This window comes from Nocardia sp. SSK8 (assembly GCF_037034205.1).
GTDB lineage: Bacteria > Actinomycetota > Actinomycetes > Mycobacteriales > Mycobacteriaceae > Nocardia.
Window position 1 is genome coordinate 257,210 of the sequence record NZ_JBAGKD010000001.1, and the last position, 13,921, is coordinate 271,130.

The 13,921-nt window shown below is 69.6% G+C and carries 13 protein-coding genes, 1 tRNA gene and 1 pseudogene; 5 read left to right on the plus strand and 10 right to left on the minus strand.

The genetic code is table 11. The annotated features are described in order from the left end of the window. Positions 1–7: 7 nt before the first annotated feature. From WA675_RS01185 to WA675_RS01210, 6 genes are all read right to left on the minus strand, one after another. A complete protein-coding gene (locus WA675_RS01185; protein WP_336081142.1) occupies positions 8–1,153 on the minus strand; it encodes an acyl-CoA dehydrogenase family protein in 1,146 nt (381 codons plus the stop codon). Continuing rightward, the gene (locus WA675_RS01190; RefSeq protein ID WP_336081144.1) at positions 1,150–1,749 is read right to left on the minus strand and encodes a QsdR family transcriptional regulator; all 600 of its coding nucleotides are present in this window, start codon (positions 1,747–1,749) and stop codon (positions 1,150–1,152) included. The genes WA675_RS01185 and WA675_RS01190 overlap by 4 nt, the downstream gene beginning before the upstream one ends. 121 nt (positions 1,750–1,870) lie before the next feature. Then, positions 1,871–1,943 (minus strand) — tRNA-Glu (locus WA675_RS01195). 94 nt (positions 1,944–2,037) lie between these two features. Beyond that, the gene (locus WA675_RS01200) at positions 2,038–3,279 is read right to left on the minus strand and encodes an arginine deiminase (protein WP_336081145.1); all 1,242 of its coding nucleotides are present in this window, start codon (positions 3,277–3,279) and stop codon (positions 2,038–2,040) included. A 30-nt stretch (positions 3,280–3,309) separates the two neighbouring features. Continuing rightward, positions 3,310–4,749: a basic amino acid/polyamine antiporter gene (locus tag WA675_RS01205; RefSeq protein WP_336081147.1), complete on the minus strand. Its 1,440-nt coding sequence runs from the start codon at positions 4,747–4,749 to the stop codon at positions 3,310–3,312. A 136-nt stretch (positions 4,750–4,885) separates the two neighbouring features. Continuing rightward, positions 4,886–6,013: a WD40 repeat domain-containing protein gene (locus WA675_RS01210; protein ID WP_336081149.1), complete on the minus strand. Its 1,128-nt coding sequence runs from the start codon at positions 6,011–6,013 to the stop codon at positions 4,886–4,888. A 171-nt stretch (positions 6,014–6,184) separates the two neighbouring features. On the opposite strand from WA675_RS01210, the gene WA675_RS01215 reads away from it, so the two are divergent. Beyond that, positions 6,185–7,138, plus strand: coding sequence for a DNA polymerase domain-containing protein (locus WA675_RS01215; RefSeq protein WP_336081151.1), 954 nt, complete (start codon positions 6,185–6,187; stop codon positions 7,136–7,138). 147 nt (positions 7,139–7,285) lie between these two features. Here WA675_RS01215 and WA675_RS01220 read toward each other — a convergent pair whose 3' ends face one another. Continuing rightward, positions 7,286–7,843, minus strand: a complete 558-nt coding sequence (locus WA675_RS01220; protein ID WP_336081153.1) for a GlcG/HbpS family heme-binding protein — start codon at positions 7,841–7,843, stop codon at positions 7,286–7,288. A gap of 227 nt (positions 7,844–8,070) precedes the next feature. Between WA675_RS01220 and WA675_RS01225 the strand changes: the two genes are divergently transcribed. Continuing rightward, positions 8,071–9,240 (plus strand): sensor histidine kinase, encoded by a 1,170-nt coding sequence (locus tag WA675_RS01225; RefSeq protein WP_336081154.1) that lies wholly within the window; start codon positions 8,071–8,073, stop codon positions 9,238–9,240. 29 nt (positions 9,241–9,269) lie between these two features. After that, entirely contained in the window at positions 9,270–9,902 is a 633-nt protein-coding gene (locus WA675_RS01230) for a response regulator transcription factor (RefSeq protein ID WP_336081155.1), read from the plus strand. A gap of 10 nt (positions 9,903–9,912) precedes the next feature. Here WA675_RS01230 and WA675_RS01235 read toward each other — a convergent pair whose 3' ends face one another. Then, a complete protein-coding gene (locus WA675_RS01235; protein ID WP_336081157.1) occupies positions 9,913–10,407 on the minus strand; it encodes a DM13 domain-containing protein in 495 nt (164 codons plus the stop codon). A 395-nt stretch (positions 10,408–10,802) separates the two neighbouring features. On the opposite strand from WA675_RS01235, the pseudogene WA675_RS01240 reads away from it, so the two are divergent. Further along, positions 10,803–11,129 (plus strand): annotated as a pseudogene (locus WA675_RS01240) (transglycosylase family protein); the annotation flags it as partial. Between the two features lie 89 nt (positions 11,130–11,218). Here the strand turns inward: WA675_RS01240 and WA675_RS01245 are convergent. Continuing rightward, on the minus strand, positions 11,219–11,971 hold the full coding sequence (locus tag WA675_RS01245) for a dioxygenase family protein (RefSeq protein WP_336081833.1): 753 nt from the start codon (positions 11,969–11,971) through the stop codon (positions 11,219–11,221). A gap of 94 nt (positions 11,972–12,065) precedes the next feature. Between WA675_RS01245 and WA675_RS01250 the strand changes: the two genes are divergently transcribed. Beyond that, complete coding sequence (locus WA675_RS01250) at positions 12,066–12,518, plus strand: MarR family winged helix-turn-helix transcriptional regulator (protein WP_336081158.1); 453 nt, start codon at positions 12,066–12,068, stop codon at positions 12,516–12,518. A 52-nt stretch (positions 12,519–12,570) separates the two neighbouring features. Here WA675_RS01250 and WA675_RS01255 read toward each other — a convergent pair whose 3' ends face one another. Further along, a complete protein-coding gene (locus WA675_RS01255; RefSeq protein WP_336081159.1) occupies positions 12,571–13,806 on the minus strand; it encodes a PucR family transcriptional regulator in 1,236 nt (411 codons plus the stop codon). Between the last annotated feature and the right edge of the window lie 115 nt (positions 13,807–13,921).

Genomic DNA, 13,921 nt, shown 5'->3' on the forward strand with positions numbered 1-13,921 from the left:
CGTTTCCCTACAGCCCCAGATCGCGGCCGATGAGCTCCTTCATGATCTCGTTGGAGCCCGCCCAGATCTTGGTGACCCTGGCGTCCATCCACGCCCGCGCGACCTTGTACTCGCGCATGTAGCCGTAGCCGCCGTGCAGCTGCACGCACGCGTCGAGCACCTCGTTCTGCACCTGTGCCGACCACCACTTGGCCTTGGCGGCGTCGACGGCCGACAGCTCGCCGGTGGCGTGCGCGGCGATGCACTGGTCGACGAACGCCTGCGTCACCTCGACCTTGGTGACGATCTCGGCGAAGAGGAACTTGTTGTACTGGAAGCTGCCGATCTGCTGACCGAAGGCCTTGCGCTCCTTGGCGTACTGCAGGGTCTCGTCGAGCACCGCCGCCGCGTGCGCGATATTCGACACCGCCGCGCCGATGCGCTCCTGCGGCAGGCGCTCCATCATGGCGATGAAGCCGCGGTCGACCTCGCCGATCCGGTTGGCGTCGGGCACCCGGACATTGTCGAAGAACAGTTCGGCGGTGTCGGATTCGGGCTGACCGACCTTGTCGAGCTTGCGGCCGCGGGTGAAGCCGTCCATGCCGTTCTCCACGGCGAACAGGGTGATGCCCTTGGCCTTCTTCTCCGGGCTGGTGCGCGCGGCGACGATCACCAGGTCGGCGTTGAAGCCGTTGGTGATGAAGGTCTTGGAGCCGTTGATGATCCAGTCCTCGCCGTCGCGCACGGCGGTGGTCTTGAGCGCGGCCAGGTCGGAGCCGCCGGAGGGCTCGGTCATGCCGATGGCGGTGACGATCTCGCCGGTGCAGAACTTGGGCAGCCAGCGCCGCTTCTGCTCGTCGGTGGTCAGCTCCACCAGGTAGGGCGCGCATACGTCGTAGTGGATGCCGAACGAGGACGACAGGGCCGCACCGGCTTTGGCCAGTTCCTCGCCGAGCACGGCGGCGAAGCGCCAGTCGCCCGCGTCGCTGCCGCCGAACTCCTCCGGGATGCCCAGGCCCAGGTAGCCCAGTTCGCCCGCGGCCAGCCAGGTCTCACGGTCGATCGAGCGCTGTTCGATGAACTTCTCGGCGTGCGGCTCGACCGAGCGCTTGACGAATTCGGCGACCGAGGCCCGGAAGGCTTCGTGGTCCTCGGTGTAGATGGTGCGCTTCATGGCTTTCCTTTCAGCATTACCAGCGAGGCCTGGACGACCTTGGCCGCGTCGGGTTCCTCGCCGCTGATCACATCGGCGTAGATGAAGGTCTCGGTGATCCGCGCGAGCAGCAGGGCCAGTTCCGGCACCGGCAGCGGCGGATCGAGTTCGCCCGCCGAGATGGCCTCGGTGAGCAGGTCGGCGATCACGGCGACGAAGCGGCGCTGCACCGAACCCGCCGTGGTGGTGAGCAGGCGCAGCGCGCGTTCGGGTTCGCGGCGCAGGAACTGGCGGAACGCGTCGGAGTCGTTGACCGCCTGCGCGAAATCGCCGAGCACGGTGGCGATCCGGTGGGCGCCGCGGGCCTCGGTGGCGGCGGTGGCGCGGCGCAGGGTGGGTTCGGCGATCGACCAGATCACCTCGGCGAGCAGTTCGTCGCGGCCGCCGACCCAGCGGAACAGGGTGGCCCGGTTGACGCCGAGTTCGTCGGCCAGTTCCTTCATCTCCAGCCTGCGCCCGGCCAGGAAGCCGGAGCGGGCGGCCTTGAAGGCGGCGATGGCGTCGGGGCGGGCGGCGAGCTCGTCGAGGCGCTGTCCCAGTGCGGTCTGTTCGCCCACGTCACCTCCCGGTCTGCGCTTGCAACGTTTCGCTCAGTGTATTGGGCATGCAACATCTGTCAATATGTCGCACAGTGGGCACAAAAAATCCCCCGGTCTGATGACCGAGGGATTCTCGTTGTAGCCCCGACGGGATTTGAACCCGCGCTACCGCCTTGAGAGGGCGGCGTCCTAGGCCGCTAGACGACGGGGCCAGAACCACAGTTCACCAGGGGCGAACCGCGCGAGACATACGATAGCCGACGACTGGTCGTTCATCCAAAACGGCTGGTCGGGGTCCCGCGGGGCTCAGAACTCGACGGCGTCGCGGATGATCGGGCAGGTCATGCAGTGCCCACCGCCGCGGCCGCGGCCCAGTTCGGCGCCGACGATGGTGATGACCTCCACGCCCTGTTTGCGGAGTTCGGTATTGGTGTGGGTATTGCGGTCGTAGGCGAACACGACACCGGGTTCCACCGCGACGAGGTTGTTGCCGCTGTCCCACTGCTGGCGCTCGTTGGCGTAGTAGCCGCCGCCGGTGTCCACCACGCGCAGTTCCGGGAAGCCGAGTGCCTTGGCGACGACCGTGAGGAACGGGTCGGCTTCGTCGACCACCTCGATCGGGTTCTTGTCGCCGGGGCGCAGCGAGAAGGCGTGGATGCCGTGCACGATGTCGGGGAAGATGGTGACCAGGTCACGGTCGGCGAAGGTGAACACGGTGTCCAGGTGCATGGCCGCGCGCAGCTTCGGCATCCCGGCCACGATCACCCGCTCGGCGGCGCCCGCCTCGAACAGCGCCCGCGCCACCTGGCTGATGGCCTGGCGCGAGGTGCGCTCGCTCATGCCGACCAGCACCACGCCGTTGCCCACGGGCATCACGTCACCGCCCTCGAAAGTGGCCAGGCCCCAGTCACGTTCGGGGTCGCCCCACCAGATCCGCGCGCCGGTGTAGTCGGGGTGGAAGGTGTAGATGGCCTTCATCAGCAGGGTTTCGTCGTGCCGGGCGGGCCAGTAGAGGGGATTGAGGGTGAGGCCGCCGTAGATCCAGCAGGTGGTGTCGCGGGTGTAGAGGGTGTTGGGCAGGGGTGGCAGCAGGTATTCGCGGGCGCCGCTCTGTTCGCGGGCCAGGGCGCGGTAGGCCAGGTCGCTGCCGGGGACATCCGCCACGGCCAGCCCGCCGATCAGGTGGGTGGTGAGGGCGCGGTCGTCGAGGGATTCCAGGTAGCCGCGGGTCTGCTCGAGCAGGCCGAGGCCGACCTCGTTCGGGGTCATGGTGCGGTCCAGGATCCAGTCCCGCGCACCGGGCACGGCCAGGGTCTCGGCCAGCAGGTTGTGCAGTTCGACCACCTCCACGCCCCGGTCGCGCAGCTTGGCCATGAAGTCGAAGTGGTCGCGCTTGGCGTTCTGCACCCACAGCACGTCGTCGAAGAGCAGGTCGTCGCAGTTGGTCGGGGTGAGCCGTTCGTGGGCGAGACCGGGCGCGCAGACCAGGACCTTGCGCAGCGTGCCGACCTCGGAGTACACGCCGTAGGCGGATGCGGGCTGGGTCATGGGCTTACCTCCTGCGGACGACGATGGGTGTCAGATGGTGATCCAGCCTGCGGCCAGGCCGACGATCCCGGCGACCGCGCCGATGATCGATCCGGCCAGCAGCAGCGTTTCCCAGCCCTGGAAGGGTTTGCGGCCCTGCTCACGGCGGGCCAGCCAGAACAGGATGGAACCGGGGGCGTAGATGATGAGCGAGAGCAGCAGGAACTCCGGGCCTGCGGCCATGATCATGAAGGTGGTGTAGAGGGTGGCGATCGCGGCGACGATCAGTTCCTTGCGCCGGTCCTCGGGATGCAGCTCGGGGTAGGTCTCGCGGGTGTAGGCCAGTTTCAGCGCGTAGGCCGCGGCCAGCAGATAGGGCACCAGCGACAGCGAGCTGCACAGTTTCAGGGTGAAGGTGAAGGCGTCGTCGGAGAACAGCGTGGTCAGCAGCACCAGCTGGATCAGCACCGTGGTGAAGATCAGCGCCACCACCGGCACCTTGTGGGCGTTGACCCTGGCCAGGAACGAGGGCATGTCCTCGTCGGCCGCGGCGACGTAGAGGACCTCGGCGGCCATCAGTGTCCAGGCCAGATACGCGCCGAGCACCGAGACGATCAGGCCGATACTGATGAACCACGCGCCCCAGGTGCCGACGGCGGATTCGAACACCGGCGACATCGAAGGCTGCTGGACCCCGGCCAGTTCGTCGCGGGGCATGATGCCGAACGACACCATGGTCACCGAGGCGAACAGCGCCAGCACGCTGAGGAATCCGAGCACGGTGGCGCGGCCGATATCGGAACGCTTGCGCGCGTAGCGCGAATACACGCTCGCGCCCTCGATGCCGAGGAAGACGAACACGGTGATCAGCATGGTCGAGCGGACCTGCTCGAACAGTGACTCCGAGTACGCGTCGCCGCCCAGGAAATTGTCGGCGAAAACGCCGGTGTCGAAATAGAACACCAGCACGAGCACGAACACGACGATCGGCACGATCTTGGCGATGGTGACGATCTTGTTGATCGCCGCCGCCTCCTGCACCCCGCGCAACACGGTGAAGTGGAACGCCCAGATGAACACCGTGGACAGCAGCACCGCGGGCACCGTATTGCCCTCGCCGAAGATCGGAAGCACCTGGCCGAGCGTCGATTTGATGAGCACCCAGTAGCTGACATTGCCCACGCACGCGCTGGCCCAGTACCCGAAGGCGGAGAAGAAGCCGAGGTACTCGCCGAATCCGGCCTTGGCGTAGGCGTAGACACCGGCGTCCAGATCGGGCTTGCGAATGGCCAGTGCCTGGAACACCAGGGCCAGCATGAGCATGCCGGTACCGGCGATGCCCCACGCGATCAGCGCGCCGAAACCACCGGTGGCCTGGCCGAAATTGCGCGGTAGCGAGAAGACGCCCGCTCCCACCATCGAGCCGACCACCATTGCCGACAGGGTCAGCAACGGCATCGTTTTATTGGGTGCTACCTCGGTTTTCGTCATCCGTGACTCCCCGGGCGGGCCTGCTGGACGTATCGGGACGCGGCTAGCCGAATGTTAGCCGAGCGTCGGTTCTTCCGGGCCGGGGCGGACGGATGTGAGCGTGCCCGTCTTCAGATCGTGATGCGGACGGTGGTCGTCAGGGCAGTTCCCAGACGTGGAGGGTGTTGTCCGCGCAGCCCGCGACGATGACGGTGCGGCTCTCGCGCTGGGCGGTGGTGACGGCCTCGGCGGAACATCCGGTCAGGGGTTCACCCACGGGCTGGCCGGTGGCGAGATCCCACACGCGGACGGTGCCGTCGCGGGCGCCGGAGACGAGGACGGTGCGGCCCTGGTATTCGGCGGTGGTGAGGGCTCGGACCCAGCTCCGGTGGCCGGTCAGCGGTTCGCCGACAGGCTGGCCGGTGGTGAGATCCCAGACCCGGATGGTGTCGTCGTGGGCGCCCGAGACGATGACGGTGCGGCCGTCGAGCCGGGCGCCGGTGAGGGCGGCGATATCGGCGGTGTGGCCGGTGAGCGGCGGGCCCGCGGGTCGGCCGGTGTCGAGGGTCCAGGCCCGGACGATCGTGTCCGTGCCGCCCGAGACGACCACATCGCGGCCGTCGACCTCGACCGTGGCGACGGCGTCGACATTGTTGACCGTCATCGGGGCCTCGCCCTCGGTGGTGCCCGCGAAGCCCTGGCGCAGGCGTCGGCCGGTGCCGAGATCGATGAGGGCGACGCCCGAGGAGATCCCGGCCAGGACGACGGTGCGCCCGTCGCGCTGGGCGGTCGCGAGTGCTCGGGGGCCTCGGACGGACAGTTCGCCGGGTACGTCATCGCCCGCGATTGTCCCGATCGGAATGGCCGCGTCGAGGTCCCAGAGGCGGATGGCCTTCGACCCACCGGAGACGATGACGGTGCGGCCCTCGCGCTCGCCGGTGGTGAGCGCCTCGATGCGGTCGTTGCCGTCGGTGAGCGGTTGGCCCACCGGCTGACCCGTGGCGAGGTCCCAGAGGCGGATCGAGCCGTCGTCGCTGCCGGAGACGATGACTGTTCGGCCGTCGCGCTGGGCGGTGGTGAGGGTGTTGACGGTGTCGGTGTGGCCGGTCAGCGTGCCGACGAAGTGCTGGGCCGCCGTGTCGTGATCCGTTGTGCCGGAAGCGGTGTGATCGTCGCGCGTCGACACCACGATGGTGATCGCGGTGAGCAGGCCGAGTACGACGACCAGTGCGGCGGCCGCCGCCCACCAGCCACGTCCGGATCCGGCGCTGGACGGTGTATTCACTGGGCGCCCCTCCCCACTCGGTGGCATCTGCCCGCCACACGTCCCCATGCCGCCCGGCTCAGGCGGTACGGCCGAAACTCTCGACTACGAAGGAGAACCTACCTCGAACCCGGCCCGCGGGTCGGGGCATCCATGGTTGACCCCGTGCGATGCCGGGGGAAGGGTGGGGTGATGGCCGGTAAGGAAGTGCGGGGCGGGGTCGAGATGTCGAACCTCGACCAGCCGCTGTTCGACGGTGCCGAGGCGACCAAACGCGACCTGATCGACTACCTGGAATTCGCGGGGGAGCGGCTGCTGTGCGTCCTGCGCGGCCGCCCGCTGTCGGTGGTGCGGGTGCGGCCGGGGCAAGACAGGTTCATGCAGAAGAACCTGCCCAAGTACACCCCGGAGTGGGTCGCGCGCACGACGATCTGGGCGGAGAGCTCGCATCGCGAGGTCACCTACGCCCTCTGTGACGACCTGCGCACCCTGCTCTGGTTCGGCAACCAGCGCGCCGTCGAATACCACCCGACCCTGTATCTCGCCGAATCCGCCCCGGCCCCCACCCATCTGGTGCTCGACCTCGATCCCGCACCCGGCCAGACCTTCGCCGACGCGGTCGCCGGTGCCCGGCTGATCCGCGAAGCCCTGGCCGCCGACGGACTCTCCGGCGCCGTGAAGACCAGCGGATCCAAAGGCCTGCACGTCTTCGTCCCGGTGGTCGCGGGCCTCGATGTCGAGGACGCCGCCGCGGCCACCCGAGCGGTCGCCGCCAGAGCCGAACGCATCGACCCCACGATCAGCACCACCGCGTTCATCCGCGAAGACCGCCACGGCAAGGTCTTCCTCGACGCCACCCGCGCGGGCGGCGCCACCGTGGCCGCCGCCTACACCCCACGCATCCGCCCGGGCGTCACCGTGTCCTTCCCCCTGCCCTGGTCGGCCCTCGACAACGTGACCCCCGCCGACTTCACCCTCCGCACCGTCCCCGACCTGCTCGGCGACCGCGACCCCTGGGCATCGGAAATGCCCGCATCACAGGAACTTCCCGCAGATCTGGTCGAGGAGGGCCACACGATCCCGGTGGCCCGCGTCCAGGCCATGCACGAAGGCAAGCGGCGGGCGCGGGCCCGCCGCGAGGGGTGATCGGCGCACGTATCGTGGCCTGGCTCAACGGCTTTGCCGATAGGCGACCGCAGTCATCGGCTTGGTGTTCGCCGCCCCGAGGAACCCATGGTCCGGGTCGGCGGCGCTGCCCGTAGCTCGGCAGCAGGGCAGAGTCCGCCGGGTGATTCAGCCCAGCGCGGCGACGCCTGCCTGGGCGAACTTCTGGTCGAGGTCACCGCTGGGGGCGCCCGCGACGCCGATGCCCGCGATGGGGGCACCGTTGGCCTGCACCGGGGCGCCGCCGCCGAGGAACAGGGTGCCGTCGATGTCGGCCAGGTGGGGAGCGGAGTCCAGGCGCTTGGTGAGGTCGGTGGTGGGGGCGTTCCAGGAGACGGCGGTGAAGGCCTTCTGCTGGGCGGCGTCGTAGGACTGCGGGCCCGCGCCGTCGCCGCGCAGAGTGACGATCACATTGCCGTTGCGGTCGACCACCGCGACGCTCACCCGCTGGTTCTCCTGCGCGGCGGCGTCGAGGGCGGCCTGGGCGGCTTCGGTGGCGGCGGCGATCGACAGGTGCGTGCTCTGGGTCAGATTGTCGTCGGCGACGCTGGCGACCACGGGGGTGCGGGTCGCCGGGTCGGGATTCTGCGCCTGCACGGTCACCACACCGACGACGCCCGCGCCGATCACCGCGGCGGTGGCACCGGCGACGACGAGGCGGTTGCGGGTGCTGAACTTGCTGGTCATGGCTGCTCCTGCTCGGGTACTCGGCCGTCCGGCGGTTGCCGTGGCCTGCTGATATCCATCCTGTTCGCCGCGCGGCCCCGGCGGATCGGCGAAGCGGCTGCACTCCGCGACCGATCCGGACGACACCCGGGTCAACCGATCGGTTGATCCGCCGCACGCGATCGACGGGAGAGAATGGGGCAGTTTGCCGCCGCGGTGGACGGTGCCGAGGGAACAGGGAGGCGAACATGGCGAACGCGACCGGCGACCGGCGCGACGACACCCGCCTGCTCGCCGTCATCGTGCACAGCGCGTTCTATGTGCTGCTGTCGGCGTCGCTGCTGCGCTTCCTGCTCCGCCACGCCGACAGCGACCGGATCCTGTGGGTCGTCGGCCTCGCGCTCGCGCTGGCGGTGCTCTACGCGGTCAGCGAGCTGGGCCGCTCCGGGCGGGTGCTGTGGTTCGCGCTGCTGGTGGCGGCCTGGGCGGTGCTGGTGGTGCTCGCGCCGAGTTTCGCCTGGTGCGCGGTGCCGCTGGTGTACACGGGTCTGCGGATCCTGTCGGTGCGGGTCGCGGTGACGCTGGTCGTCGTGCTCACCGCGCTGGTGGTGCTCACCCAGCTGCGCTTGGCCGGGTGGGCCGATCCGAACCTGATCCTGGCCCCGCCCGCGGTCGCGGCGGTGACCACGGCGCTGTTCGTCGGCATGCGCCGCCAGTCCGAGCGCCAGGCCGCGCTCATCGACGACCTGGTCCGCACGCGCGAAGAGCTGGCGGCCACCGAACGCCGCGCGGGCACCCTGGCCGAACGTCAGCGCCTCGCCATGGAAATCCACGACACCCTCGCCCAGGGCTTGTCCAGCCAGCGCATGCTGCTGCAGGCCGCCGACCGGGTGTGGGACACCGACCCGGAGCTCGCGCACACCCACTTGCGCTCGGCCGCCGAGATCGCCGAACGCGACCTGACCGAGGCGCGCAGATTCGTCCACGATCTCGCCCCCGCCGATCTCGCCGCGGGCGGATCGCTGTCCGCCGCGCTGGCCGCGCTGGCCGAGCGCGAGAGCACCGACACACTCACCGTGCGCTGCCATATCGAAGGAACACCGGGACCGCTGCCGCAACGCGTGGAAGCCACCCTGTTGCGCATCGCCCAGGGCGCGCTGGCCAATGTGCGCGAACACGCGGCCGCCACCACCGCGACGATCACCCTGACCAGCCTCGACGACCAGATCGTGCTCGATATCGCCGACGACGGTCGCGGCTTCGACCCCGAGCGCCCGGCCGACCACGCCGACCACCGGGGACACGGGCTGCCCGCGATCCGCGCGCGGGTCCGTCAGCTGGGCGGGGACTGCACGATCGAGTCGGCGCCCGGTGACGGCACCGTCCTGTCCGCCGCGATCCCGCTGGTGGAGTCGTGACCGGGCCGGGCGCACTAGCATCGGCAGCTGTGACCTCTGTCGTGCGTTTGCTGATCTGCGACGATCACGCGGTCGTGCGGGCGGGCCTGCACGCGTTGCTGTCGAGCGCACCCGACATCGAGGTCATCGGTGAGGCGGCCGACGGCCCGGCCGCGGTCGCACTGGCCGCGAGCCTGCACCCCGATGTCGTCCTGATGGACCTGCAACTCGGCGGCGAGATGGACGGTATCGAGGCGACCCGGCGGATCACCGCCCAGCCCGCGCCCACCCCGCACGTGCTGGTGCTGACCACCTACGACACCGACGCCGACATCACCCGCGCCATCGAGGCGGGCGCCACCGGCTACCTGCTCAAGGCCGAGCGCCCCGAGGAACTCTTCGCCGCCATCCACGCCGCCGCGAGCGGCGAGACCGCGCTGTCCGCCCCGGTCGCGGCCCGGGTGATGGCCCGCATGCGCAACCCCGGCCCCACCCTCACCGCCCGCGAGCGCGACATTCTCGGTCAGCTGGCCCAGGGCCTGGGCAATCGTGAGATCGCCAAGGCCCTGCACATCAGCGAGGCCACGGTGAAGACCCACCTGGGCCGGATCTACGACAAACTCGGCGTCGACACCCGCGCCGCCGCCGTCGCGGTGGCCACCGAGCGCCGATTGCTCGCCTGAGCGGCGCGGATCAGGCCGGTATCAGCGGCGCGGCGCCGAAGGACACGTGGAACCGTTCGCACCAGATGCTGACCGAGCGCATCGTCGCGGGGTCGGTGCCGACGGGGATCTCGTAGTTCTGATTGCCCTCGTTGCCCTTCAGCGGCCCCAGATCGACGTGGTCGCCGTCGTCGAAATTGCGCCAGTCACCGGGGTCGACCTGCTGATCGGTGAGCCAGACGCGCAGGGCGGGCCCGTCGGAGGTCCGCAGATCGGTGATCCGCAGGACCAGGGTGCCCTCGGCCGTGCGCTGGAGCTGCGCGGTCCCCGAAGTCGAATGCTCGTGGGAGACGAACATGCCCTCGGCCACGACCGGCGGCGGCCCCCCGCCGACCGCGGTGACCGGGGCTTCGTCGACGGTCACGGTGGTGAACAACCGCCAGGGCTGGAACAGGTACAGCCCCACCGCCACCGCCGCCACCAGGCAGAGCGCGATGACGCCGAACAGGGAACGACGAGCGGACATCAGGACCTCCTCGGGACAATCATCCTCCCGATGCGGGCGCGGCGAAATGCCCGAATCGCCGGAGTGGCCCTGTGACCGGGGTCATGAAATCCCGGTGATCCCGGTCACGAAATGCATGATCAATGACAGTTGTGTGATTACGGATTTATTACGGTGGACCAGCGCGGAACAGCGTTCTTTTGAACAATGTGCGCTACAGAATCGTTCGTGATCGGGATGTGATCGAAGGTCGCGTAACCGCTACATTCGATCACGGCTTGCACAACAACCCGAGCCGAATCGAATCGCAGAACACCGGAAAGCCTGCCCCGCGATTCGAGGATCCCCGACATTCCTGAGGGGCAGGGACACGGCAGATCTCGTCGCCGGGCCGGTGGGCGCAGGTAGGAATCCTTATGTCTTTCAATCGCAAGTTCACCACTCGTGCCCTTGGCCTCGCCGCTGTCGCCGGTGCCATGATCGCCGTTCCGGCCGGTCTGACCACCGCCACCGCCTCGGCCAACAACTGGGACGCCGTGGCGCAGTGCGAGAGCAGCGGCAACTGGGGTATCAACACCGGTAACGGCTACTACGGCGGTCTGCAGTTCTCGCAGAGCACCTGGGAGGCCTACGGCGGCACCGGTACCGCCGACAACGCCAGCCGTGAAGAGCAGATCCGCGTGGCCGAGAACGTCCTCGCCGCGCAGGGTCCCGGCGCCTGGCCGGTCTGCAGCGCCTACCTGTAAAGCGCGCAGTCACCCGAGACTTTCCTTGTCGGGAAACGAAATACCCGTTATTCGGAGCACACGCCGAATAACGGGTTTTTTCGTTGTCAGCCGAGCTGCACCGAACGCCTTGCCATTCCGAGCCAATAGCCGTCGATGACGGTGCGCAGCGAGTCGAGGTCGTCCAGGCCCGCGCCGAGGGTGAAGAAGAGCGGCGCGAAGTGCTCGGTGCGCGGATGGGCCAGCCGGGGTGCGGGGGCGGTGTGCTCGAAATCCAGGAGGGCGTCGATGTTTCGCGCGTCGAGCGCCTCGCGGCCCCAGTCGTCGAACTCGGCGGTGAACGAGTGGACCTGCCGGTCGTCGCCGGTGAGTGCGCGCAGATTGTGGGTGAAGAATCCGCTGCCGATCAGCAGCACGCCCTCCTCGCGCAGCGGCGCCAGCTTGCGGCCGAACTCCAGCAGTTCGCGCGGATCGAGTGTGGGGACCGAGACCTGCAGGACGGGGATGTCGGCATCCGGGTACATCTGGGTCAGCGGGACGTAGGCGCCGTGGTCGAGCCCGCGCTCGGGCTCGTCGGTGACCGCGCCGCCCAGCAGCGCGCGGACCCGGGCCGCGAGGTCGGGCGCGCCGGGGGCGGGGTAGCGCACGTCGTAGTAGCGCTGGTCGAAGCCCCAGAAGTCGTAGACCAGCGGCACCGTGCGGGTCGCGCCGATGGTGACCGGCGCCGACTCCCAGTGCGCGGAGACGATCAGGATCGCCGTCGGCCGGGGTAGATCGCCCGCCCAGGCCGCCAGCTCGGCGGGCCAGGTCGCGTGGTCGATCAGCGGCGGCGCGCCGTGGGACAGGTAGAGCACCGGCATGGTCACGGTCGGCTCCTTCGGGTCGGATCTGGTGATATTCAAATTTGAACAACCAGGGTTGCCCTGCTATTCCGCCGATCGATAGGGTGGCCGCATGGACGAACCGCGGTGGCTCGACGCCGAGGAGATGCGGCTCTGGGACCGGTTCCTGGCCGCGGGCGCGCTGGTGGACCGCGCGCTCGACCAGCACCTCAAATCCGAGGGACTCTCGCACACCCAGTACGAGGTGCTGGTCCGGCTGGCCGCCGCCCCCGGCGGCGCGCTGCGCATGACCGACCTCGCCGCCGCCCTCTACACCTCCAAGAGCGGGCTGACCTACCAGGTGGGCAGGCTCGAACGCGCGGGCCTGGTCCGCCGCGCCGACGACCACACCGATGTGCGCGGGGTCAATGCCGTGCTCACCGAGGCGGGCCGAGCGCGGCTGGCCGCGGTGGCGCCCGGGCATGTGGCGCTGGTGCGCCGGGTGTTCATCGATGTCCTCGACCCCGCCCAGCGCGCGGCGATGGCCGCGGGGCTCGGCGCGGTGGTCGACCGGCTCGGCGGCTAGGCCGGGCGCTGCGCGCGTGATCGCCTCCGGCGATCGTCGTGGCGTCGCGAGGTCAGTCCTCGGGGCGCTGGGCCGCGTCGAGCCGGTGCACGGTGAGGGCGGCGGCGAGCATGCGCGAATCCGTCGGGTCGGCCGGATCGAGGCCGGTGAGTTCGGCGATGCGGCGCAGGCGGTAGGTGAAGGTGTTGGGGTGCACGTGGATTCGCCGCGAAGCGGTCTTGCGGTCGGCGCCGTGACGTAGGTGCGCCTCGAGCGCCTCGATCAGGTGCGGGCTCGACAGCAGCGGAATCACGCGCTGCGCCAGTCGTTCCCGGGCCGGGCCGGGGCGGGTGAGCTGGTATTCGAGCAGCAGGTCGTCGAGGCGGTAGCAGCCGCCGGGCCTGCCGCGCAGGCGGGCCAGTTCGGTGAGCTCGCTCGCGTCCTTGGCCGCGGCGGGGATGGCATCGCGGGTGACACCGGAGAATTCGGCCAGATACACCGTCACCCCGAACTGTTCGGCGAGCCGGGCGGCGAGCGCGTCGAACTGCTCGGCGTCGAGCACATCGGTCTCGGAGGTGTTGCTCAGCAGGGCGATGCCGCCGGTGCCGTCGAAGGTGGCGGGCGTGGTGGTTCCGGTCAGCTCGTCGAGGGCGCGTTGCAGTACCCGGATGCGGCGGCGGGTCACCAGATTGGCGGCGCTGCCCGTGCGCGCGGGCTCGCTGAGGTGGATGGCCAGCACGGTGTACTGCTCGGCCAGCACGGTGTCGGCGCGGGCGGCCAGTTCCTCGGCGGGCAGGCCGCGCACCAGCGCCGAACACAGCTCTCGACGGGCCTCGCGCTCGGCGTGATAGATCGACTGCTCGACCTCGGTGTAGGTCTCCACGACGGTCATATTGATATGGCGCAGCAGTTCGAGCAGGCGGCTGCCGACCACGACCAGTTCGTCCATCTCGGTGGGGTCGGCCAGCGCGGAGGCCTCCGCCAGCACCGACTGGGCCGAACCGTGGATCGCGCCGATCAGCATCGGCAGCGGGAGTCGGTCCTCGGCGTGCCGCTCGGCGACCGGGCCGACGAAGGCCGCCACCTCGGCCTGGGTGAACTCGCGATCGGCGGCGATGGCCTCGAGCACGGCCCGCCCACAGGCGTAGATGGTGGGCAGGACCTCGGCGGTGAAGTGGCCCGCGGGCAACTCGGCGGGCGCGGTGGCGCCCAGGCCCTCGGCGAGCATGCGCTCGGCGATCTGGGGCCAGTGGGTGAGCAGCCGCGCGGTCAGCGCGGGGCGGGTGGAGACGGGGTGTTCGGCGAGCATGACTCGATTGTGTCCGAGGACAGGGCGGAACGGGACCGACCGGTCGAAAACGCACAGAACTTGGCGTCGACGACAATCCTCGCCCGGTTTTCTCGGTTCACGGTGCAGTGACAGT

What these genes read in the sequence shown, in the direction of transcription:
- WA675_RS01245 (WP_336081833.1), bottom strand. Translation starts at nt 11,971, where the DNA reads ATGCCGGTGCTCTACCTGTCCCACGGCGCGCCGCCGCTGATCGACCAC.
- WA675_RS01205 (WP_336081147.1), bottom strand. Translation starts at nt 4,749, where the DNA reads ATGACGAAAACCGAGGTAGCACCCAATAAAACGATGCCGTTGCTGACC.
- WA675_RS01185 (WP_336081142.1), bottom strand. Translation starts at nt 1,153, where the DNA reads ATGAAGCGCACCATCTACACCGAGGACCACGAAGCCTTCCGGGCCTCG.
- WA675_RS01225 (WP_336081154.1), top strand. Translation starts at nt 8,071, where the DNA reads ATGGCGAACGCGACCGGCGACCGGCGCGACGACACCCGCCTGCTCGCC.
- WA675_RS01235 (WP_336081157.1), bottom strand. Translation starts at nt 10,407, where the DNA reads ATGTCCGCTCGTCGTTCCCTGTTCGGCGTCATCGCGCTCTGCCTGGTG.
- WA675_RS01255 (WP_336081159.1), bottom strand. Translation starts at nt 13,806, where the DNA reads ATGCTCGCCGAACACCCCGTCTCCACCCGCCCCGCGCTGACCGCGCGG.
- WA675_RS01215 (WP_336081151.1), top strand. Translation starts at nt 6,185, where the DNA reads ATGGCCGGTAAGGAAGTGCGGGGCGGGGTCGAGATGTCGAACCTCGAC.
- WA675_RS01220 (WP_336081153.1), bottom strand. Translation starts at nt 7,843, where the DNA reads ATGACCAGCAAGTTCAGCACCCGCAACCGCCTCGTCGTCGCCGGTGCC.
- WA675_RS01250 (WP_336081158.1), top strand. Translation starts at nt 12,066, where the DNA reads ATGGACGAACCGCGGTGGCTCGACGCCGAGGAGATGCGGCTCTGGGAC.
- WA675_RS01200 (WP_336081145.1), bottom strand. Translation starts at nt 3,279, where the DNA reads ATGACCCAGCCCGCATCCGCCTACGGCGTGTACTCCGAGGTCGGCACG.